This is a genomic window from Comamonas squillarum, assembly GCF_025309455.1.
Lineage (GTDB): Bacteria > Pseudomonadota > Gammaproteobacteria > Burkholderiales > Burkholderiaceae_C > Comamonas > Comamonas squillarum.
Genome location: NZ_CP104377.1, coordinates 4,981,015 through 5,001,981 on the forward strand (window position 1 = coordinate 4,981,015; position 20,967 = coordinate 5,001,981).

The window sequence follows — 20,967 nt, forward strand, 5'->3', positions numbered from 1 at the left end:
CAGCTTGCGGGGGGCTTGGGGCGGGCAGCGCTGGCGCTGCAGCGGTGGGCATGGCGGCATGCCCTGAGGGAAGGCACCGGCCCGGCAAGATCCTGCCGGGCTGGTGTTGCCAGCTGGCTTATTGCGCCTTGGCGGCGTCCAGCGCCGTCTTGATCCAGCCGTCAAACTCGGCCTGGTGTGCCTTGATCCAGCCGTCAGCATGGCGCTCGATATCGGCAGGCTTGTTCTGGCCGTCCTTCATCGCCAGGTTCTGCGCGTTGATGTCCGCGACCGGCAGCTTCATGATTGCAAACAGCTTGGCGGCCGCTGGGTTGGCTTCGGCGAACTTCTTGTTGGCGACGATCTTCTGGGTGTTGAGCGGGAAGCCGTAGTTCTTGCCGTTGGGCAGCGCGGTCTTCAGATCGGCCTGGTTGCCGGGCAGTGCGGTGAACGGCACTTGCAGCCAGACAACATCACGGCCAGGGCGCAGCTCGGCGCTGACCCAGTATGGCGTCCAGGTGTAGTAGAGGATGGGCTTGCCGGACTTGTAGCGGGCGATGGTGTCGGCCATCAGCGCGGCATAGGTGCCTTGCACATGGGTGACGGTATCGCGCAGCTTGTAGGCAGTCAGCTGATGCTCGATTGCGCCTTCGCAGCCCCAGCCGGGGGTGCAGCCGGTCAGGTCGGCCTTGCCGTCCCCATCGGTGTCAAACAGCTTGGCGATCTTGGGGTCCTTGAGCTGCTCGATATTGGTGATCTTGTGCTCATCGGCGGTCTTCTTGTCGATCAGATAGCCCTGCACGGCGCTGGTCGAGTACTCGCCTTCGCGGTAGAGCTTGTCGGCGCCGCCGGCATTCTTGTAGAAGTCGGCCTGCAGCGGATCCCAGTGGTCGGCCATGTAGGTGGCGTCGCCGTTGCCGATCGCCACGTGGGCGGTGGCGTACTCCACTTCGCGGATGGGCTGCACGTCATAGCCGAGCTTTTGCATGGCCTTGTTGACCAACAGGGTCTGGAAGGTTTCTTCGGCGATCGAGCTTTGCAGCGGCTGGACCTTGATGCCCTTGCCGGGCAGGTCCTGGGCCATCGCATGGCCGGCGGCGGCGAGGCCAGCGGCCAGCAGGCTGGTGGTCAGCAGGCTTTTGACCAGGCGGGTGGGGGCGGCGAAGGCCTGCCAGGAATGGGAGGTGGATGTCATGGATGCTCCTTGTTAGGGGTTCGGCGGGCACGCGCTGCGTGCCGCCGATCAATGCACAAATGGGGGGCCAAGAGGGCGAGCAGGGCAGCCTTGGCCAACGGGTGTGGGCTGCCCCGCCTGGGCTTAGGCGGCAGGCACGGCGTCCTGGCCGGGCTGCGTGGCTGCCTGTGCCTGCTTTTGGGCCGCTGCCTGGGGCAGGGGCTTGGGCGCAGGGCTGGCTTCAGGCTTGTGCAGGGCGCGGGCGATGAGGCCGGCCGGGCCGGTCTGCCACCAGTGGCGCACGCCACGGCGTGGCTGGCCCATGGCCTGGGTGATGCGGTCGAGCAAAATGGCCAGCAGCACAATGCCCAGGCCGCCAACAGTGGCCAGGCCCATGTCCAGGCGGCCGATACCGCGCAGCACCATCTGGCCCAGGCCGCCCACGGCGATCATCGAGGCAATCACCACCATCGACAGCGACAGCATCAGCGACTGGTTGATACCGGCCATGATCGAGGGCATGGACAGCGGCAACTGCACCTTCCACAGCAATTGCAGTGGCGAGGCGCCATAGGCACGGCTCGCTTCGATCAGGTCAGGCCGGACCTGGCGGATACCCAGGTTGGTCAGGCGCACCAGCGGTGGCAGTGCAAACACGATGGTCACCACGACGCCTGGCACATTGCCAATGCCAAACAGCATCACCACCGGCACCAGGTAGACGAAGGCCGGGGTGGTCTGCATGGCGTCCAGCACCGGGCGGAAGAACTTCTGCGCCCGGTCGCTGCTGGCCAGCAAGATGCCCAGCGGCAGACCGATGATGATGCAGAAGGCCAGCGAGGTCAGCACCAGCGACAGGGTGACCATGGCTTCGTGCCAGATGCCCAGCATGCCGATGATCAGCAGCGACACCACGGCCCCAATGGCCAGGGCGCCGCCGGCAAATTGCCAGGCGATCAGCGCCAGGATCGCCACCATCGCGAGCATCGGGATGGCGGTCAGAAAATGCTCCACACCGGTGAGCGTGGCGTCAATCGGCGCGCGCACGGTCTGGAAGAAGGGGCGGAAATTGGCCACCACCCAGGTCAGGCCACTGTTGATCCAGTCCTGCACCGGCAGGCTGCCGTCCCAGAGCTGGCTCAGGTGGAAACCGCTGTCATGGGCGGCCTGCGCATGCTGCGCTGCGGCCTGGGCAGCGTCCGCGGTCTGGCCCACGGCGTCGGGGCCGCCCAGCCAGTCGGTGTTGCCCGAGACATTGCCCACGGCAACCCAGGGGTCGTCCACCGGTGCGGCCTGGGCGGGTGCTGCTGCCGCGTCCGTAGCGTCGGTGGAGGTCCATGCGGTGGCCGCGCTCGAACTGGTCGATGCGGTATCGGCCCAAGGGTCGGCAGCGGCAGTGTTCTGGGCGATGGTCAGCGTGTTGTCGGTACTCATGCGGCACTCCTGTTGTCGTTGTTGTCGGTATTGGCGGCGTCAGCGGCAGCGGCCTCGGTGGCCGCTTGCATGGCGATCACCGCAGGGTCGGTGGGCGGCACGGGCGGCGTGTCGCGGTCCAGGAAGCGCAGCAAGGTGTTCTTGCTGATGGCGCCGACAAAGCGGCCATCGGCACGCAGCACCGGCAGCGGGCAGGGTGCCTGCGCGACCTGGCCAAACAGATCGGCCACCAGCGCGTCTTCGGCAATGGGCTCGACCTTGTCCAGGTAGGCATGCTGCAGACCCAGCGGGCCGACATGGCCTTTCAAGGCATTGCGCAGGGATTCGGTCGAGACAGTGCCCAGGTACTGCTTGCGGGGCGAGACGACATAGGCGAAATCCCGGTCTTCGTCCTGCAGCAGCTGCATGGCGGCGCGGGCGCCGCGCTGGTCGCTTTCCTTGACGACGGTGATGGCGCGGCGCGCGATATCGGCGGCCTTGAACACGGCTGCGGCATCCACGCCCTGGATAAAGGCGCGCACGTAGTCGTTGGCAGGGTTGCGCAAAATATCGTCGGGCGTGCCGACCTGCTGGACCATGCCGTCCTTCATGATGGCAATGCGGTCGCCGATGCGCATCGCTTCGTCCAGATCATGCGAGATGAAGACGATGGTGCGGCGCTTGATCTCCTGCAGGCGCATCAGCTCGGACTGCATCTCCGTGCGGATAATGGGGTCGAGCGCCGAGAAGGCCTCGTCCATCAGCAGGATCGAGGGGTCCGATGCCAGCGCCCGGGCCAGGCCCACGCGCTGCTGCATGCCGCCCGAGAGCTCATCGGGGTAGCTCGCGCCCCAGCCGGCCAGGCCCACCTGCTCGAGCGCTTGCTCGGCAGCGGTGAGGCGCTCTTCGCGGGCCACGCCGGCCAACTCCAGGCCGAACGCGGTGTTCTCCACCACGGTGAGGTGGGGCATCAGTGCAAAGGACTGGAACACCATCGAGATGTCCTTGCGGCGCAGTGCGCGCAGCTTGCTGTCGGACAGTTGGTTGATGTCCTGGCCATCGACGACGATGGCGCCGCTGGTGGGCTCGATCAGGCGGTTGAGCATGCGCACCAGCGTGGACTTGCCCGAGCCCGACAGGCCCATCACGACAAAGATTTCACCGGCTTCGATCGTGAAGTTGGCGTCAAACACGCCGATGGAGTTGCCGGTCTTCTCCATGACTTCTTGTTTGGTGGCGCCTTTGCGCACCAGCTCGAGCGCGGCTTTTGGGGAATCTCCGAACACCTTGAAGACGTGCTCGATACGGATTTGTTTGGCCATGTGTGGCTCCTCCCTAAGTTGTAGTGGCTACAACGCTGAAGACGCCCATGAAGGGCGTCGTCCAGCACGGGACCGTCAATCTCTCAACCCTGATGCCGATAGCTGCGCCTGGCTGTCGAAGCGACAACCATGGCAAGCCCTCGTGGGGTGGGCAGGCCACGCAATGTGACCAACAATTTCTGCCTGTACCGGGCGTGCATGCCAGCAGCGATGGGCTCCAGGGTCGAGCCGGGTACAGGGTCTCTCGTGCGCATTGAAACCCGATGGTTTCAATCACGCGAGCGCGGCGGACACTGTAAAAAGGCCACCACGCCGGGGCATCAGGGCCGGGAATATTCCGGCCTGTTGACGGACTTTGGCGCGACGCCAAAGACCCGACGGAGACGATCCGCACCTGTCAGAAAGGCACGGATTACCTGCGTTGCAGGTTGTAAAACATCCTTTAAGTATACGTATTGGAAATATAGAAGTCAAAAAAAGCGGGTTTCATCCGGGCGAATTTGGCGTTCTACACGGCCATTTGCAGCATCTGATTTCTGGATTGCTACTTTTTTAATAGCAATAAAAAACCAAATATGGTCGGATCAAGCGGTCAGGACTTTGCATGAACATGAAACATATAGTTTCAATTTTATGCGGAGCCATTGCCGAAAAGACCCCAATTTTAGCAATTGCGAACCGATCGCGTTGCTTGTGCTATGGATGCTGTCTTTTAAGGGTAAATGACTGCTGATATCTGAAAACCAAAGGTTGCCTTGTAGGAATTTCTCGCCAATACGGATCTCCAAAGCGCCCATGAAAAAGCCCCGCACGGGGGCGAGGCTGGAGGGGGCGCGAAGCGGCTGATGGATCAGTGACTGTCCTTGTGTGCAGGGCCTGCTGGGTGCAGGATGCGGTCGGTCCAGGCGATGGCCAGCGCAGACAGCAGGAACACCACATGGATGATGGTCTGCCACATCAGCACCTTCTCGCTGTAATTGGGTGCATTGATAAAGGTCTTGAGCAGGTGAATGGAGCTGATGCCGATGATCGACAGGCCCAGCTTGACCTTGAGCACCGAGGCGTTGACATGGCCCAGCCATTCGGGCTGGTCCGGGTGGCGGTTGAGGTGCATGCGGCTGACAAAGGTCTCGTAGCCGCCGACGATGACCATGATCAGCAGGTTGGAGATCATCACCACATCGATGAGACCGAGCACCACCAGCATGATGATGGTCTCGTTGAGCGCCGTGATCTGGACATCGGGCGAATATCCCACCGAGGTGACGAGGATGCGCAGCGCAGTATCGCTGCCAAAGGCCGCTTCAACCAGGTGCAGCAGCTCGACCAGGAAATGCCAGACATACACCAGCTGGGCAACGATCAGGCCCAGGTAGAGCGGCAGCTGCAGCCAGCGGCTGGCAAAAATCAGCGCCGGCAAGGGGCGCAAAGGAGCATTTTGAGGGAGAGACATGGTGGAGGGGGTAGTGGAGAGAGTGCCCTGCAGCAGGTTTGGAATCTGTGTTTCGGCCGTCCATCGCTGAGGTCCGTGCCAGCCTGTCCGGATGCTGGCTCAGCGCGTGCGGAAATGCCGCTAAAAAGAGCGTCGCGCATTGTAGCCAGCGCCCTGCGTCTGCAGTGTGGCGATTGGGAAAATTCCTCGCCTGGATCGGGTGGTTGGTTTTGTCTATCGCAAGCGGTGGCAGGCAGTGGAGCCTTGTCAGATGCCTGTAAGTGCGCCGGTCCACAGTAGCAGCGATTTTCATACCTACAATGTTTGCAAAGGAGACCCACCCATGACAGCCCCAGCCCAAGGAACCATTGAATCCGTTCTGGTCGAAAACCGCGTATTTCCCCCACCGGCCAGCCTGTCTGCCACGGCCCGCGTCGGCAGCATGGAGGCCTATGAGGCGCTGTGCGCCGAGGCCGAGTCCGACTTTGAAGGCTTTTGGGCCCAACGTGCCCGCGAGCATGTGCAGTGGACCAAGCCCTTCACCGAAGTGCTGGACCAGAGCACGCCGCCATTCTTCAAGTGGTTCCAGGATGGTGAGTTGAACGTCAGCGCCAACTGCCTCGACAAGCACATCGGCACGCCGGTGGAGAGCAAGACAGCGATCATCTTTGAAGCTGATGATGGCCAGGTGACCAAGATCACTTACCGTGAGCTGCTGGACAAGGTCAGTGCCTTTGCCAATGCGCTCAAGGCCCAGGGCGTGCAAAAGGGCGACCGGGTCCTCATCTATATGCCGATGACCGTCGAGGGCATTGTGGCGATGCAGGCCTGCGCGCGCATTGGTGCGACCCACTCGGTGGTGTTTGGCGGCTTCTCGGCCAAGGCGGTCAATGAGCGCGTCATCGACGCCGGCGCGGTGCTTATCGTCACCGCCAACTACCAGATGCGCGGCGGCAAGGAGTTGCCGCTGAAGGCCATTGTCGACGACGCACTGGCCATGGGGGGCTGCGACACCGTCAAGAAAGTGCTGGTGTTTGAACGCACCCAGACAGCCTGGAACAAGGTGGACGGCCGGGATGTGAGCTTTGGTGAGGCGCTGGCCGGCCAAAGCAAGGAATGTGCACCAGTGGCCGTCCATGCCGAGCATCCGCTCTTCATTCTGTACACCAGCGGTTCCACCGGCAAGCCCAAGGGCGTACAGCACGCCAGCGGCGGCTACATCCTTTGGGCCAAGATGACGATGGAGTGGACCTTTGATCTAAAGCCCAGCGATGTGTTCTGGTGCACGGCCGATATCGGCTGGATCACCGGTCACACCTATATTGCCTACGGCCCGCTGGCCGCTGGCGCGACCCAGGTGGTGTTCGAGGGCGTGCCGACCTTCCCCAATGCCGGGCGCTTCTGGCAGATGATCGAGCGCCATGGCGTCTCCATCTTCTACACCGCGCCCACGGCGATCCGCTCGCTGATCAAGGCTGCTGACTCGGACGACAAGGTGCACCCGCGCAACTGGAACCTCAGCAGCCTGCGCATTCTGGGATCGGTGGGCGAGCCCATCAACCCCGAAGCCTGGATGTGGTACTACCGCAATATCGGTGGCGAGCGCTGCCCGATTGTCGATACCTTCTGGCAGACGGAAAACGGCGGCCATGTGATCACGCCGCTGCCGGGCGCGACGCCGCTGGTGCCGGGCTCCTGCACCTTGCCGCTGCCGGGCATCATGGCCCAGATCGTCGACGAGACCGGCAAGGAGCTGCCCAACGGCACCGGCGGTATCCTCGTGATCAGCAAGCCCTGGCCGTCGATGATCCGCACGATCTGGAACGACCCCGAGCGCTTCAAGAAAGCCTATTTCCCCGAAGAGATGGGCGGCAGCATCTACCTGGCCGGCGACGGCGCGGTGCGCGATGCCAAGACCGGGTACTTCCGCATCACCGGCCGTATTGACGATGTGCTCAACGTCTCGGGCCACCGCATGGGCACGATGGAGATCGAGTCGGCCCTGGTGTCCAAGACCGACCTGGTGGCCGAGGCGGCCGTGGTGGGCCGGCCCGATGACATGACGGGCGAGGCGATCTGCGCCTTTGTGGTGCTCAAGCGCTCGCGCCCCACCGGCGACGAAGCCAAGCAGATTGCCAAGGAGCTGCGCGACTGGGTGGCCAAGGAGATCGGCCCGATTGCCAAGCCCAAGGACATCCGCTTTGGCGACAACCTGCCCAAGACCCGCTCGGGCAAGATCATGCGCCGCCTGTTGCGCTCGATCGCCAAAGGCGAGGCGATCACGCAGGACACCTCCACCTTGGAGAACCCGGCGATCCTCGACCAGTTGTCCGATACCCACTGATCGGTAAATGTCAACAAATGGCGCGCTGGATCCTTCCAGTGCGCCAAGCTGTTGTTAAAGCTGAAGAACTGGTAAGAAATTGCCAGCATTGGCTGACAAGCGCTGGTGCATAGATCGTGCTATGGTCTATGCATTCCACTCTTGCCATCAAAATCCACTATGCGCAGCATTCTTCTTCTCATCATCGCCGTGCTCATCGGCGGCCTGGCGGCCCTCAACTGGCAGGTGCTGTCCACCCCATCGGAAGTCAACCTGGGCCTCACGACCATCCACGCCCCGCTGGGAGTGCTGATGCTGGCGCTGACGGTGCTGCTGTGCGTGATCTTCGTTGCCTATGTGCTGTCCTTGCAGGGATCGGTCATGCTGGAGGCGCGCCGCCACAACAAGGAGATGACGGCCCAACGCGAGCTGGCAGACAAGGCCGAGGCATCACGCTTTACCGAGCTGCGCCAGGTGCTGGAGAGCCAGCATGCTGCCGGCCAGTCGGCACTGCTGGCCCGCCTGGCAGAGCTGGAAGCCCACCTGGTGGCCCGTGCCCAGGAGTCGGACAACAGCAATGCCGCTTACCTGGGCCAGATTGAAGACCGCATGCGCCATGTCGAGCCGCCGCGCAATACGTTCTAAAGGACGCACTTGCGCAGCCAGCAAAAAACCACCTCGCGAGGTGGTTTTTTCATCGGAGTGGGCCAGCAGGCCCGACCTGCATGCGAGGCGCTCTTTACTTGAGGGTCAGTACCCAGTCGGCCAGCTTCTTGGCATCGGCTTCGCTGACCTGGGTGTTGGCGGGCATGGGCACGGGGCCCCAGACGCCGGCGCTGCCCTTGATGATCTTCTGGGCCAGCATGTTGGATGCGCCGGGCTGGCCTGCAAACTTGGCGCCAATATCTTTGAATGCGGGGCCCACCACTTTCTTGTCGACCGAATGGCAAGCCATGCAGTTCTTGGATTGGGCCAATGCCTGATCAGCCCACGCAGGTGCGCTGGCCGACAAGGCCAGTGCCGTGGCAATCAGAATACGGTTCATCGTGTTATCTCCTTAGCGCATGAGGTACATTAATTCTAATGGCTCGCTGCGTAAGACTGCGGGGGCGCCAGTATGTTCCACAAGTTTGCATTCTTTACGGGCTTTACGCCACCGACATACAAGGGGCCAAAGCGGATGGAGAGACCATGTATTTTCTGATCCTGGGGATCATTCTGCTGTTGTTGAAGTACCTGGAGATAGGCCCGGTTGCGGCCTGGTCCTGGACTGCTGTGCTGGCGCCCTTTGGGCTGGCTGCGCTGTGGTGGGCCTGGGCCGACTGGTCGGGTTACACCAAGCGCAAGGCGATGGAGCAGGAGGTGCTGAAAAAAGAGCGCCGCCTGCAAAAATCCAAAGAAGCGCTGGGCCAATCGGCCCGCCGGCGCCGCTGACAGCGGCTGCTGGGGCACCAACCGCCGAGCAGGCGGTTTTTTTCTGCCCGGGCGCTGCCCCTACGGCCGTTACTGGCTGGAACCCGAGTGTCTCCGTCATTTGCCCAGCTGCGCGATAATCATCGCTCACATCGGCGTGCACTCAAGAGGTTCTCGCCAACTTGCCCGCTGGCCCTGGCGTATATCCAGGCCCGCACTATGCAAGACAGGCCGCATTCTTATTGTTTACTGATTCGTACACCACGATGCCCGCATACCGTTCCAAAACCTCTACCGCCGGTCGCAACATGGCTGGTGCCCGCTCCTTGTGGCGTGCCACCGGCATGAAAGACGACGATTTCTCCAAGCCCATCATTGCGGTGGTGAACTCCTTTACCCAGTTCGTTCCAGGCCATGTGCACCTCAAGGACCTGGGCCAGCTCGTCGCCCGCGAGATCGAAGCGGCAGGCGGCGTGGCCAAGGAGTTCAACACCATTGCCGTCGATGACGGCATTGCGATGGGCCACGACGGCATGCTGTACTCGCTGCCCAGCCGCGAAGTGATTGCCGATTCGGTCGAATACATGGTCAATGCGCACTGCGCCGATGCCATGGTCTGCATCTCCAACTGCGACAAGATCACCCCCGGCATGCTGATGGCTGCGATGCGCCTCAATATCCCCGTGGTGTTTGTCTCGGGCGGCCCGATGGAAGCGGGCAAGGTGCGCCTGGCCGTGCCGGCGGCTGACGGCAGCAAGACCATCCAGATCAAGAAGCTCGACCTGGTCGACGCGATGGTGATGGCCGCTGACAGCAATGTGAGCGATGCCGATGTGGCCGAAGTCGAGCGCTCGGCCTGCCCGACCTGCGGCTCCTGCTCGGGCATGTTCACCGCCAACTCGATGAACTGCCTGGCCGAAGCGCTGGGCCTGGCCCTGCCAGGCAATGGCACTGTGGTGGCCACCCACTCGGACCGCGAGCAACTGTTCAAGCGCGCAGGCCGCCTGATCGTGGAGCTGGCCAAGCGCTACTACGAGCAAGACGAAGCGACCCTGCTGCCACGCGCTGTTGGCATCAAGGCCTTCGAGAACGCGATGACCTTGGACATCGCGATGGGTGGCTCGACCAACACCATCCTGCATTTGCTGGCGATTGCGCAAGAGGCGGACATCGATTTCACGATGACCGACATCGACCGCATGTCACGCACCGTGCCGCAGCTGTGCAAGGTGGCGCCCAATACCAACAAGTACCACATCGAAGACGTGCACCGTGCCGGTGGCATCATGGCCATCCTGGGTGAGCTCGACCGCGCCGGCAAGCTGCACACCGATGTGCCCACCGTGCATGCCAAGACCATGAAGGACGCGCTGGACCAGTGGGACATCGTGCGTACCGAAGACGAGGCCGTGCGCACCTTCTACATGGCGGGTCCTGCCGGCATCCCCACCCAGGTGGCTTTCAGCCAAAGCACGCGCTGGCCCAGCCTGGATCTGGACCGCGCCGAAGGCTGCATCCGCTCCTACGACCATGCCTTCTCCAAAGAAGGCGGCCTGGCCGTGCTGCGCGGCAATATCGCGCTGGACGGCTGCGTGGTCAAGACCGCCGGTGTCGATGACTCGATCCTGGTGTTCGAAGGCTCGGCCCATGTGGTCGAGTCGCAGGACGAGGCGGTGGAAAACATCCTGAGCGACAAGGTCAAGGCCGGTGATGTCGTGATCGTGCGCTACGAAGGCCCCAAGGGCGGCCCCGGCATGCAGGAAATGCTCTACCCGACCAGCTATATCAAGTCCAAGGGCCTGGGCAAGTCCTGCGCACTGCTGACCGATGGCCGCTTCTCGGGCGGTACCTCGGGCCTGTCGATTGGCCACTGCTCGCCAGAGGCAGCGGCTGGCGGCGCGATTGGCCTGGTGCAAAACGGCGACCGTATCCTCATCGACATCCCCAACCGCACGATCAATGCGCTGGTGAGCGACGAGGAATTTGCCAAGCGCCGCGAAGCGCAAGATGCGCTGGGCTGGAAGCCTGCCAAGCCCCGTCCGCGCAAGGTGTCCACCGCTTTGAAGGCCTATGCCAAGCTGGTGACCTCGGCCGACAAGGGCGCAGTGCGCGATATCTCGCTGCTGGACTGAGCGTGCTTCGCCTTCCATGAAGAACCGCCCCAGGCGCAAGCCCGGGGCGGTTTTTTCATGAGGCCATTGGGGGCATAGGGGGCATAGGGGCAGGCGCCAGCGCGCTTGCCCCGCCGCCACCACTTACCAGTGCAGGCAGATCTTGCCAAAGTGCTGGGCGCTGATCTGGTGCGCAAAGGCATCGGCGATTTTCTCCAGCGGGTAGCTGCTGTCGATGATGGGGCGCAGCGCCAGCTGCTCGAGCGCGCGCACCAGGTCTTGCTGCTGCTCGCGGCTGCCGACGATCAGGCCTTTCAAGGTTTGCTGCTTGCGCATCAGCTCCACGGTGGGTACAGCGCCGGCAAAGCCGGTCAGCACACCAATCAGCGCAATATGGCCGCCAGGCGCGCAGGCGCGGATGGACTGGGGTAGGGTCGCAGGGCCGCCCACCTCCACAACGATATCGGCGCCGCGACCGCCGGTAGCCTGCAGCACCGCATCGCCCCATTCGGGCTGGTCGCGGTAGTTGATGACGGTGTCGGCGCCCAAGGCACGCAGACGCTCTGCCTTGGCGGCGCTGGAGGTGGTCGCAATCACCTTGGCGCCCATCGCATGGGCCAGCTGCAACGCAAAGATGGAGACGCCGCCCGTGCCCAGCACCAGCACGGTTTGCCCCGCTTCGATGCGGCCGTCAACCACCAGCGCGCGCCAGGCCGTGAGGCCGGCGGTGGTCAGGGTTGCGGCTTCTTCATGCGTATAGCCCTTGGGTGCATGGGTAAAGGCCGTGGCGGCCATCGTGACGTGCTCACGCGCAAAGCCATCCACGCCATCGCCGGGCACGGTGGCAAAGGTGGAGGGCACCTGCTTGCCCGATTGCCACAGCGGGAAAAAGCAGGACACCACGGCGTCGCCGACGGCAAACTCGGAAACGCCTTCACCCACGGCCGTCACCACACCGGCGCCATCGGCCATCGGGATGCGGCCATCGGCGGTGGGCGAGCGCCCAGCGGCAATGGCCAGGTCGTGGTAGTTGAGCGAGCTGGCATGCAGGCGCACCTGGATTTCGCCGGCGCGGGGCGCAGCAGGCGCTGGCAGGTCGACCAGCTGCAGGTGGTCCAGGCCACCGGGGGCGGCAACTTGTATGGCTTTCATGGCGTTTCTCTTTCCTGGGTTGCTATCACTTTGAAGAGCGGTTTAGGCTGCACGGCGCAGCCACCCGGCCATCATGCAAGCGCCGGGCTCAGAAAGCCAGAACCAACATATTTGTGGTCTAGTATTAAAAATGTAAGCAATGCATGGGCATTGGCTTGGCGCTAGGATGGCGCCCTGGCCGACTGGCTCGTTGGAGAGAATATGAAGCGTTTGAACAGCAAAAGTGGTTGCGCGGTGGAGGTGACCTTGTCTGTCATGGGCGGTACCTGGAAGCCGATTGTGCTTTTCCATCTGCTCCATGGCACCAAGCGCTTTAGCGAACTGTCCCGGGCCATTCCCAATGTCACCCAGCGCATGCTGACCCTGCAGCTGCGCGAGCTTGAAGAGGCCGGCATTGTTGCGCGCACCGTCTATGCGGAAGTGCCGCCGCGCGTGGACTATGCGCTGACCGACATGGGGCGCAGCCTCAAAGCGGTGCTGATTGCGATGCGCGACTGGGGCATGGACTATGCACAATCCCAAGGGCTGCAGGACGAGGCGCCAGGCGTGCAGGCCAGCTGCGCGGCCTAGTCCCAGTTTCCTGCTCGGGAGGATAATTCTCCTCTCTGATGTTGCGTGCCCACCTGCCATGATGTCCCGCTTTCCATTCCTGCGCGCGTTTGCGCTGCTGTCCGCGCTGTTTTGTCTGGGCCTGGCGTTGGCCGGCGCTGTGACGGCGCAAGCGCAGGAGCGGCGCGCCTACCCGAGCCAGCCGGTCAAGCTGGTGGTGCCTTTTGCGCCGGGCGGCTCGACCGATATCGTGGCGCGCCTGCTGGCCGATGCGATTCGCGAGCCGCTGGGCCAGCCGGTGGTGGTGGAGAACAAGGCCGGTGCCGCAGGCCTCATCGGCGCCGAGGCGGTGGCCCGTGCCCAGCCCGATGGCTACACCCTTGGCGTGGGGACCATCAGCACCCTGGCCGTCAATACGGTGATGCTCAAATCGGTGCGCCGCGATCCGCTGCAAGAGCTGGCACCGGTCATGGCACTGGCGCAGATTCCGTCGGTGTTCTCCACCCATCCCAGCCTGGGGGTACACGATCTGCAGGGCCTGGTGGCGACGTTGCGCGCCAAGCCCGACCACTACACGATCGGATCGGCGGGTGTGGGCTCCATCGGCCACCTGATTGCTGAGGCGATGAATGAAGCGCTGGGCGTACGCCTGCGCCACATCCCCTACAAAGGCCAGGGCCCGGTGATCAACAGTGCGCTGGCCGGCGAGACCCAGGTGCTGAGCGACCAGTACCCCTCGTCAAGCAGCCTGGTGCAATCGGGGCGGCTGGTGCCTTTTGCGGTGGCCGCGCCGCAGCGGTTGCCGGCGCTTCCGGGCGTTCCCACCCTGGCGGAGGCCGGCTACCCGGCGCTCAACCGCCTGGCCATTACCTGGTTTGGCCTGGTAGCGCCCGCTGGCACGCCGCCGGCCGTGATCGACACCCTCAACCGCGCAGCGCAAGAAGCTATGCGCCAACCGGCCGTGCAGGCGCGCCTGGCGCAGCTGGGTGTTGTGCCCATGGGCGGCAGCCCGCAAGCGTTTGCGCTGCTGATCAGCGATACGCGCGCCCAGATCCAGCAACTGGTGCAGCAGCGCAAGCTGGTGCTGGACTGAGGGTTCTGAAAAGCGCAGGTAAAGACTGCGTTGTGCTTTCCAAACCACTGGCGGTTTTGGGGGCGTTGGTCTACAATCCGCCCAGATTTTTTACTAGGAGTAACCCTGTGGACTTACCGAGTTGTTGGCCAGCGGCCAACCGACCACAGGCAAGGTAATCGCAAACGCCCCAGCTTTGCGCGCTGCCTTGCCCAACCAGGCGGGCAGCTGTCAGGCGCCGTAGTTTCTTAGACCTACGCGCCAACGGCATCCCATTCGATCTTCCAGTCTTGCCCCGTGGCGAGCGCCTTTGTTGCGCGCTGCCACGCCGGGTGTGGGAGCTTTTCATGCCACTGCGTATGTCTTCGCTGGCCCCCTTGCGCGCACTGCAGCGCAAGGCTGCGCCATGGGCCATTACGCCTTGCTGCGGCCTGGGCCTGCCCTGCCGCATGCAGCGCCAGCTCGCGACCATGCTGCGCCGCCGCGCTCCGGTGGGCAAGGGCGCAGCGCAGTCCTGCTCGGCATCGGCTGCGCTGGACCCCTTCAGTCGCTGACCTTTCTTCTGTCTGATGTGCACATGTGCCGCCGCACCGCAGCGGCGCGCAGTTGCACGCCTGTATTGCTTGCAGACGCCATGCGGCGCGGATCAGCCGCGCCCCTGGCTGGGAGATGGGTCATGTTGAACCTGCTGAAGAATGGATTCGTCAACTTTTTGCGCTCGCGCCACTGGGGCGTGCATTTCCGCCGCTTGCCCATGTTGGAGCAACTGGCCCACACGCCGGTGGATACCGGCATTTCCAAGGCCATGGGCGAGCGGCTGCGCGACGCCGCCCATGCCCCTGAACAGGCATTGCTGCACAGCCTGAACACCAGCCGCCAGGGCCTGGACGATGCACAGGTGCAGCAAGCCCGTGCGCAAGCGGGCTGGAACACCATTGCGCAGGACCAGGCGATGACCCGCACAGAGCACCTGTGGCTGTGCTTTCGCACGCCTTTCAACCTGCTCTTGACGGTGCTGGCTGCCGTCTCGTGGCTGACCGGCGATACCAAGGCCACGGTGGTGATCGGCAGCATGGTGGCGCTGGCCACCGGCCTGCGCTTTTGGCAGGAGGGCCGCGCCAACAAGGCCGCTGCCGGCCTGCAGGCCATGGTCTCCAACACCGCCGCCGTGCTGCGCCGCACGGCGCAGGATCAAGAGGGGCGGGAGCTGGATGCGCCGCCCTCGCGCCTGTCGGCACTGCAGGCCGTACGCGAGCTGCCCGTGCGCGAGCTGGTGCCCGGCGACATCATCCAGCTCGCTGCCGGCGATATGGTGCCCGCTGACTGCCGCCTGCTGAGCGCCAAGGATCTGTTTCTGGCGCAATCGGCGATGACCGGTGAATCCATGCCGGTGGAGAAATTTGCCCAACTGCCCGATGGGGCACAGCACAACCCGGTGGAGCTGTGCAACCTGGTGTTCATGGGCACGAACGTGGTCTCGGGCGCCGGCCTGGCCGTGGTGCTGACCACCGGCAACCACAGCTACCTAGGCGCGCTGGCCGGCAAGGTCTCGGCGATGGACCGCAGCCCCACCGCGTTCCAGATGGGCGTCAACAAGGTCAGCTGGGTGCTGATCCGTTTCATGCTGGTGATGGTGCCGCTGGTCTTGCTGATCAATGGCTGGACCAAGGGCGACTGGACCGAGGCGCTGCTGTTTGCGCTGTCGGTGGCCGTCGGCCTGACGCCCGAGATGCTGCCGATGATCGTGACCGCCACCCTGGCCAAGGGCGCGGTGTTTCTGTCGCGCAAGAAAGTGATCGTCAAGCACCTGGACGCCATCCAGAACTTTGGTGCGATGGATGTGCTGTGCACCGACAAGACGGGCACCCTGACCGAGGACCGCATCTCGGTCGAGCGCCACCTCGATGCCTGGGGTGATGTCTCGCACTATGTGCTGGACATGGCCTACTTGAACAGCTACTACCAGACGGGGCTCAAGAGCCTGCTCGATGTGGCCGTGCTCGCCCATGCCGAGCGTGCCCCGCTGGTAGATGCCTATGCCAAGGTCGATGAAGTGCCGTTTGACTTTGTGCGCCGGCGCATGTCGGTGGTGGTGAGCGACAGTGCCGGCATCGGCAAGATCATCACCAAGGGTGCGGTCGAGGAAATCCTGCAGGTCAGCAGCATGGTGCAGGCCGCAGGCGGCGTGCTGGACCTTGATGCGGGCCTGCGCAAGCGCATTGTGGCAACAGCCGAGGCGCTCAATGCCCAGGGGCTGCGCGTGGTGGCGGTGGCCACGCGCGAGACGCAAGCGGGCCAGAGCAACTTTGGCGTGGCCGATGAGGCCGGCATGGTGCTCTGCGGCTTTCTGGCCTTTATCGATCCACCCAAGGAAAGCGCTGCGCCGGCGCTGCAGGCGCTGGCCCGGCATGGTGTGCAGACCAAGGTGCTGACGGGCGACAATGCCGCCGTCACCGCCAAGGTCTGCGAGCAGGTGGGCATCAACGCGCAGCACATCGTGCTGGGAGGCGATATCGAGCAGATGGACGACCAGCGCCTGGCCCAGGTGGTCGAAGAAGCCCATATCTTTGCCAAGCTGAGCCCTGCGCACAAGGAGCGCATTGTGCGCATGCTCAAGGCCAATGGCCATGTGGTGGGCTTCATGGGCGATGGCATCAACGATGCAGCTGCGCTGCGCACCGCCGATATCGGCATCTCGGTGGACACTGCCGTCGATGTGGCCAAGGAAGCGGCCGACATCATCTTGCTGGACAAGAGCCTGATGGTGCTCGACCAGGGCGTGCAGGAAGGCCGGCGCACCTTTGCCAACATGCTCAAGTACATCAAGATGACGGCGAGCTCGAACTTTGGCAATGTGTTCTCGGTGTTGATTGCCAGTGCCTTCATTCCCTTCCTGCCCATGCTGCCGATGCAGCTGCTGGTGCAGAACCTGGTGTATGACTTCTCGCAATCGGCGATTCCGTTTGACCATGTCGATCCCGAGCTGCTGACCCAGCCCCAGCGCTGGAACCCCGCCGATGTGGGCCGCTTCATGCTGTTCTTCGGCCCCATCAGCTCCATCTTCGATATCACCACCTTTGTCGTGATGTGGAAGGTGTTTGGCGCCAACACGCCCGAGCGCCAGGCGCTGTTCCAGTCCGGCTGGTTTGTCGTGGGACTGCTCACGCAGTCGCTGATCGTGCACATGATCCGCACCATGCGCATTCCGTTTATCCAAAGCCGCGCTGCCTGGCCGGTGGGCCTGATGACCCTGGTGGTGGTCGCCATCGGCATCTACCTGCCCATGGGTGCGCTGGCCCCTTATTTCAAGCTCGAGCCCCTGCCTGGCCTGTACTTTGTGTTCCTCGTTGCCGTGTTGCTGGCCTATATGGGTCTTACGCAAGTCATGAAAAAGTGGTACATCCGTCGCTACGGCTGGCAATAAACGGCGTTAAAAATAATCATTTACAGAGGAGGGCGCCATGCTCGATGCGCTGAACTACACACAACTCAATTCGCTGATCAACACGGCCATCAGCCTGGTCACGGCCTTTGTGCTGGGCACGGTCATTGGCCTGGAGCGCCAGTACCGCCAACGCACGGCCGGGCTGCGCACCAATGTGTTGGTCGCCGTTGGGGCGGCCATCTTTGTCGACAGCGCCAACACCATTGCCGGGCCGGATGGCGCGGTGCGTGTGATGGCCTATGTGGTCTCGGGCATCGGCTTTCTGGGCGCCGGTGTCATCATGCGCGAAGAGGGCAATGTGCGCGGTCTGAACACGGCTGCGACACTGTGGGGATCGGCCGCAGTGGGCGCTGCCGCAGGCGCCGATCTGATCGTGCAGGCGGCCTTGGGCACCGTGCTGGTGCTGGCGGCCAATACCTTGCTGCGGCCGCTGGTCAACGCCATCAACCGCAAGCCGCTGGATGTGGCCTCCGCCGAAATGACCAATGCCGTGTTTGTCGTGGCCGAGCGCCTGCACCAGCGGCTGGCGCTGGCCATGCTGCAGGATGTGCTCGAGCGCGGCGGCTACCCGCCCGGCGACATCGACATCCAGCCCTTTGGCGAGGCCGAGGTCGTCATCGAAGCGACCTTGGCCGCGCAATCGGTGGAGGGTGACGAGCTCGATGCGATGGTGCAGCAGCTGGCGGCCAAGCCGGGCGTGCGCCAGGCGTTCTGGAGCCCCAGCACGCGGGATTGAATCGTGGCTTTAGCCTTCAAAGGCAAAGCCGACGCCATAGATCGAGCGGATGCAGTCCGCGTCATCGCCCATGACGGTGCGCAGCTTCTTGCGCAGGTTCTTGATATGGCTGTCGATCGCGCGGTCGCTCACCTCCAGCGCATCGGCATAGGCCAGGTCCAGCAGCTGGCTGCGCGGGTAGATCTTGCCGGGGTGGCGCTGCAGGATGTGCAGCAATGCAAACTCGCGCCGCGTCAGGCCCAGGTCCTGGCCGCGCCAGCTCGCCTGGCTGGTGGTCTCGTCCAGCTGCCAGTCGCTGGCGGCCAGGCTGGCTGGCGCACCAGGGGCGGGCGGCGCATGGCGGCGCAAGATCACCTTGACGCGGGCAATCAGCTCGCGCGGTGAAAATGGCTTGCAGATGTAGTCGTCGGCGCCCATCTCCAGGCCCACCAGGCGGTCCACTTCTTCGACCTTGGCAGTCAGGCAGATGACGGGGCAGATCTGGCGGGCGCGGCATTCGCGCAGAATGCTCAGGCCATCGGTGCCGGGCAGCATCAGGTCAAGAATGGCCAGCTGCGGCGGGCGTGCGCGCAGCGCCGCCATGGCTTGGCTGCCATCGGCAAAATGCTCGACCTCGAAGCCGGCATGGTGCAGGTAGTCGATGACCACCGAGGCAATATCGGCCTCGTCTTCGGCGTACAGAATGTGGGGTTTGGCAGTGTTCATGCAACAGGGTCTATCAAGGGCAGGATCAAGGTAAGGCGCAGCCCGCCCAAGGACGAGATGGAGGCCTGCAATTGTCCTCCATGGGCTTGCACAATGCTTTTGCAAATCGCCAGCCCCAGGCCCGAGCCGCCGCTGGCGCGGCTGCGCGAAGTCTCTACGCGGTAAAAGCGTTCAAAAATGCGGGGCAGCTCTGCAGGCGGCACGGAGGGGCTGCTGTCATCGAGGTGCAGCTCCAGCCAGCGCTGGCCCGACTCGGGCGCGGGCCCGTGCAGGCTGGCGCTGATGCTCAGCCGCCCGGGGGCATCGGTGTAGCGCAGGCTGTTTTCCAGAATATTGCTCAGCACCTGATGCAGCTGCTGGGCATTGCCCTGCACCCAGGCGGGCGGCAGCGCATGCTGCAGCTCTTGCGCCGTGGGCAGTGCGATGCCGGCTTGGCCAAAGCGGATCTGCACGGCTTCCACGGCCTCGATGGTCAGCGCCCGCATATCGAGCGGGCGGGCCGTGGCGGGCAGGTGGGCGGTCAGCTGCAGCGCGGGGGCGGCCTCGGGCGCGTGCACGACCAGGGCCGTGGGAATGGTGGCGCGCATGTCGCTGACCAGCTGGGTCAAGCGCAGAATCTGGCGGTGCAGGCGCGCAGCGGTTTGCGAATCAAAGCTGCGGATGCCGTCTTGCACTGCCTCGATCTCGGCCCGCACTGCGGCCAGCGGAGTGCGCAGCTCATGGGCCACCTGGGTCAGCCATTCATGCTGCTGGGCCTGGGCCTGGGATAGCTGCTCGGCCATGTGGTTGTAGCGGTCGGCCAGCTCCACCAGCTCGTCGTGGCCTGCGACTGCAATGCGGTAGTCGAGCTGGCCGCTGGCAAAGGCTTTGGCGCCTTCGCTCAATGCCTCGATGGGGCGAATCCAGCGCCGGCTCAGCCACCAGGACAGGGCCCCGGCCAGCAGCAGGCCCAGCAGACCGGTGATGGCCAGGAACACCAGGTGCTCCTTCAAAAAGGCACTGTCGATCTGGTTTTTCAGGTCTTCGGGCTGGTTCAGCGTCAAGGTGCCGATCAGCATATGCTGGCTGTCGAACAGCGGGTTTTTGGCGCTGCCTAGTGTGGGCGGCACACCGGCCAGCAGCTTGCCCTGGTTGTCGAGCAGGCCCAAACGCTGGGAGAGGGGGTGGCGTTCAATGGGGCGCAATTGCTGGGTCAGCATGGGGCCAATCGTGGCGCGGCGCGGCGCCTCGCTCTCCGCCGGGGGCGAAACGGGCACGGCCGCCTGGCTGCCAAAGCGGGTCAGCGCATTCCAGCGCTCCGACGTCAGCGAGACCCAGTGCGGATCCTTGGCATACTCGCGCCGCAGCTGGCTCTCCAGGTACTCCAGCCGGCCCAGCTCGATCTGCGCCACATAGCCGCCCAGACCGCGCTGCAGGCTCCAGTACGAAAAGCCGAAAAACCCCAGCAGCAGGCCCAGCAGCAGCAGCACCATGGCCAGCAGCACCCGCGTTTGCAGACGGGTAAAGCGAAACAGCTGAAGTCGGGGTGTGGTCACAGAGGGCGGGTGGGGCAATGGCGGTGTGGGCACAAACGGCAAAACGGGCAGACGCAATGCCTGCCCGGCTATTCTCTTACACAGTGCGTGGGTGTGTAAAAGGGTTGCTTGATCAGGACGTCATCACCGGCCCTTAGGGCCCGATGGAGGCGCCGCGCTGCGCCACCAGCTGCTTGCCGACCATGCGGCAGGTGGCTTTGGCTGTTTTTCCGTTGTCCAGTGTCAGTTGCACGGCTTCGCCGGCCTTCTTGCCCTGGCAGGCCTCAATGGCTTGCTTGGACGGCGCGGGCTTGGCGGGGCTGGCCGCGTAAGCCTGGGCGGTGGCGATCCAGAGGGCTGCAGTCACGGCGGTGCTGCACAGCAGACGGTGGCGAAGTGGTTGAGAACTCATGGCATTCCTTTGTAAAAAGAGGCTCTGCGGCCAGGCCGCGATCTGGTGTGGGACAGAAAGAAGCGGGTGAAACAGAGAAACTGGAGTGTGTTTACGCCTCTCCGCAGAGCCCATGACTGAACTATAGGAGCCAAATGTGGAGGAAGTTGGGCCAGCTTTGTGGCAGGTGTGACAAAGCGAAAACCGCATGCCTATTGGCTTGGCGCAGGAGCGGG

Annotated in this window: 18 protein-coding genes; 9 read left to right on the forward strand and 9 right to left on the reverse strand. The window is 63.7% G+C overall.

The window, feature by feature from the left end:
* Positions 1 to 118: 118 nt before the first annotated feature.
* The 4 genes from proX to N4T19_RS22625 form a co-directional block, all read right to left on the reverse strand.
* Complete coding sequence (gene proX, locus N4T19_RS22610) at positions 119 to 1,174, reverse strand: glycine betaine/L-proline ABC transporter substrate-binding protein ProX (RefSeq protein ID WP_260719061.1); 1,056 nt, start codon at positions 1,172 to 1,174, stop codon at positions 119 to 121.
* Between the two features lie 123 nt (positions 1,175 to 1,297).
* Entirely contained in the window at positions 1,298 to 2,587 is a 1,290-nt protein-coding gene (gene proW / locus N4T19_RS22615; RefSeq protein ID WP_116927238.1) for a glycine betaine/L-proline ABC transporter permease ProW, read from the reverse strand.
* A complete protein-coding gene (proV, locus tag N4T19_RS22620) occupies positions 2,584 to 3,888 on the reverse strand; it encodes a glycine betaine/L-proline ABC transporter ATP-binding protein ProV (RefSeq protein ID WP_116927239.1) in 1,305 nt (434 codons plus the stop codon). The genes proW and proV overlap by 4 nt, the downstream gene beginning before the upstream one ends.
* Positions 3,889 to 4,738: 850 nt before the next feature.
* Positions 4,739 to 5,341: a TIGR00645 family protein gene (locus N4T19_RS22625; RefSeq protein ID WP_027011086.1), complete on the reverse strand. Its 603-nt coding sequence runs from the start codon at positions 5,339 to 5,341 to the stop codon at positions 4,739 to 4,741.
* Positions 5,342 to 5,663: 322 nt separating this feature from the next.
* Between N4T19_RS22625 and acs the strand changes: the two genes are divergently transcribed.
* Together acs and N4T19_RS22635 are read left to right on the forward strand one after the other, a co-directional pair.
* Entirely contained in the window at positions 5,664 to 7,664 is a 2,001-nt protein-coding gene (gene acs / locus N4T19_RS22630) for an acetate--CoA ligase (protein WP_182345213.1), read from the forward strand.
* A 159-nt stretch (positions 7,665 to 7,823) separates the two neighbouring features.
* Positions 7,824 to 8,288: a LapA family protein gene (locus tag N4T19_RS22635; protein ID WP_116927241.1), complete on the forward strand. Its 465-nt coding sequence runs from the start codon at positions 7,824 to 7,826 to the stop codon at positions 8,286 to 8,288.
* Between the two features lie 94 nt (positions 8,289 to 8,382).
* On the opposite strand, the gene N4T19_RS22640 is transcribed toward N4T19_RS22635, so the two are convergent.
* Positions 8,383 to 8,688 (reverse strand): c-type cytochrome, encoded by a 306-nt coding sequence (locus tag N4T19_RS22640; RefSeq protein ID WP_021027702.1) that lies wholly within the window; start codon positions 8,686 to 8,688, stop codon positions 8,383 to 8,385.
* A 146-nt stretch (positions 8,689 to 8,834) separates the two neighbouring features.
* Between N4T19_RS22640 and N4T19_RS22645 the strand changes: the two genes are divergently transcribed.
* Both N4T19_RS22645 and ilvD read left to right on the forward strand, forming a co-directional pair.
* Entirely contained in the window at positions 8,835 to 9,077 is a 243-nt protein-coding gene (locus N4T19_RS22645; protein WP_021027701.1) for a TIGR04438 family Trp-rich protein, read from the forward strand.
* Positions 9,078 to 9,322: 245 nt separating this feature from the next.
* Positions 9,323 to 11,188: a dihydroxy-acid dehydratase gene (gene ilvD / locus N4T19_RS22650; RefSeq protein WP_116927242.1), complete on the forward strand. Its 1,866-nt coding sequence runs from the start codon at positions 9,323 to 9,325 to the stop codon at positions 11,186 to 11,188.
* A gap of 123 nt (positions 11,189 to 11,311) precedes the next feature.
* Here the strand turns inward: ilvD and N4T19_RS22655 are convergent, their stop codons facing one another.
* Complete coding sequence (locus N4T19_RS22655; protein WP_116927243.1) at positions 11,312 to 12,319, reverse strand: zinc-dependent alcohol dehydrogenase family protein; 1,008 nt, start codon at positions 12,317 to 12,319, stop codon at positions 11,312 to 11,314.
* 201 nt (positions 12,320 to 12,520) lie between these two features.
* Here N4T19_RS22655 and N4T19_RS22660 point away from each other — a divergent pair, with 201 nt between their 5' ends.
* The 5 genes from N4T19_RS22660 (at position 12,521) to N4T19_RS22680 (ending at position 18,121) form a co-directional block, all read left to right on the forward strand.
* Positions 12,521 to 12,889, forward strand: a complete 369-nt coding sequence (locus tag N4T19_RS22660) for a winged helix-turn-helix transcriptional regulator (protein ID WP_182345214.1) — start codon at positions 12,521 to 12,523, stop codon at positions 12,887 to 12,889.
* A 61-nt stretch (positions 12,890 to 12,950) separates the two neighbouring features.
* On the forward strand, positions 12,951 to 13,961 hold the full coding sequence (locus N4T19_RS22665) for a Bug family tripartite tricarboxylate transporter substrate binding protein (protein ID WP_182345215.1): 1,011 nt from the start codon (positions 12,951 to 12,953) through the stop codon (positions 13,959 to 13,961).
* 338 nt (positions 13,962 to 14,299) lie between these two features.
* Positions 14,300 to 14,494 (forward strand): hypothetical protein, encoded by a 195-nt coding sequence (locus N4T19_RS22670; RefSeq protein ID WP_116927244.1) that lies wholly within the window; start codon positions 14,300 to 14,302, stop codon positions 14,492 to 14,494.
* Positions 14,495 to 14,616: 122 nt separating this feature from the next.
* The gene (mgtA, locus tag N4T19_RS22675; protein WP_116927245.1) at positions 14,617 to 17,364 is read left to right on the forward strand and encodes a magnesium-translocating P-type ATPase; all 2,748 of its coding nucleotides are present in this window, start codon (positions 14,617 to 14,619) and stop codon (positions 17,362 to 17,364) included.
* A gap of 37 nt (positions 17,365 to 17,401) precedes the next feature.
* Positions 17,402 to 18,121: an MgtC/SapB family protein gene (locus N4T19_RS22680; protein ID WP_260719062.1), complete on the forward strand. Its 720-nt coding sequence runs from the start codon at positions 17,402 to 17,404 to the stop codon at positions 18,119 to 18,121.
* 9 nt (positions 18,122 to 18,130) lie between these two features.
* On the opposite strand, the gene N4T19_RS22685 is transcribed toward N4T19_RS22680, so the two are convergent.
* The 3 genes from N4T19_RS22685 to N4T19_RS22695 all read right to left on the reverse strand — a co-directional run bounded on the left by N4T19_RS22685 (position 18,131) and on the right by N4T19_RS22695 (position 20,752).
* Positions 18,131 to 18,826, reverse strand: coding sequence for a response regulator (locus N4T19_RS22685; protein WP_260719063.1), 696 nt, complete (start codon positions 18,824 to 18,826; stop codon positions 18,131 to 18,133).
* On the reverse strand, positions 18,823 to 20,361 hold the full coding sequence (locus tag N4T19_RS22690; protein WP_260719064.1) for an ATP-binding protein: 1,539 nt from the start codon (positions 20,359 to 20,361) through the stop codon (positions 18,823 to 18,825). Before N4T19_RS22690 ends, N4T19_RS22685 begins: the two co-directional genes overlap by 4 nt.
* A 133-nt stretch (positions 20,362 to 20,494) precedes the next feature.
* Positions 20,495 to 20,752, reverse strand: coding sequence for a hypothetical protein (locus tag N4T19_RS22695; protein ID WP_133248204.1), 258 nt, complete (start codon positions 20,750 to 20,752; stop codon positions 20,495 to 20,497).
* Between the last annotated feature and the right edge of the window lie 215 nt (positions 20,753 to 20,967).

Bases quoted from the DNA above. Each gene is read 5' to 3' on its own strand.
- proX (WP_260719061.1), bottom strand. From the start codon at position 1,174: ATGACATCCACCTCCCATTCCTGGCAGGCCTTCGCCGCCCCCACCCGC.
- proW (WP_116927238.1), bottom strand. From the start codon at position 2,587: ATGAGTACCGACAACACGCTGACCATCGCCCAGAACACTGCCGCTGCC.
- proV (WP_116927239.1), bottom strand. From the start codon at position 3,888: ATGGCCAAACAAATCCGTATCGAGCACGTCTTCAAGGTGTTCGGAGAT.
- N4T19_RS22625 (WP_027011086.1), bottom strand. From the start codon at position 5,341: ATGTCTCTCCCTCAAAATGCTCCTTTGCGCCCCTTGCCGGCGCTGATT.
- acs (WP_182345213.1), top strand. From the start codon at position 5,664: ATGACAGCCCCAGCCCAAGGAACCATTGAATCCGTTCTGGTCGAAAAC.
- N4T19_RS22635 (WP_116927241.1), top strand. From the start codon at position 7,824: ATGCGCAGCATTCTTCTTCTCATCATCGCCGTGCTCATCGGCGGCCTG.
- N4T19_RS22640 (WP_021027702.1), bottom strand. From the start codon at position 8,688: ATGAACCGTATTCTGATTGCCACGGCACTGGCCTTGTCGGCCAGCGCA.
- N4T19_RS22645 (WP_021027701.1), top strand. From the start codon at position 8,835: ATGTATTTTCTGATCCTGGGGATCATTCTGCTGTTGTTGAAGTACCTG.
- ilvD (WP_116927242.1), top strand. From the start codon at position 9,323: ATGCCCGCATACCGTTCCAAAACCTCTACCGCCGGTCGCAACATGGCT.
- N4T19_RS22655 (WP_116927243.1), bottom strand. From the start codon at position 12,319: ATGAAAGCCATACAAGTTGCCGCCCCCGGTGGCCTGGACCACCTGCAG.
- N4T19_RS22660 (WP_182345214.1), top strand. From the start codon at position 12,521: ATGAAGCGTTTGAACAGCAAAAGTGGTTGCGCGGTGGAGGTGACCTTG.
- N4T19_RS22665 (WP_182345215.1), top strand. From the start codon at position 12,951: ATGTCCCGCTTTCCATTCCTGCGCGCGTTTGCGCTGCTGTCCGCGCTG.
- N4T19_RS22670 (WP_116927244.1), top strand. From the start codon at position 14,300: ATGTCTTCGCTGGCCCCCTTGCGCGCACTGCAGCGCAAGGCTGCGCCA.
- mgtA (WP_116927245.1), top strand. From the start codon at position 14,617: ATGTTGAACCTGCTGAAGAATGGATTCGTCAACTTTTTGCGCTCGCGC.
- N4T19_RS22680 (WP_260719062.1), top strand. From the start codon at position 17,402: ATGCTCGATGCGCTGAACTACACACAACTCAATTCGCTGATCAACACG.
- N4T19_RS22685 (WP_260719063.1), bottom strand. From the start codon at position 18,826: ATGAACACTGCCAAACCCCACATTCTGTACGCCGAAGACGAGGCCGAT.
- N4T19_RS22695 (WP_133248204.1), bottom strand. From the start codon at position 20,752: ATGAGTTCTCAACCACTTCGCCACCGTCTGCTGTGCAGCACCGCCGTG.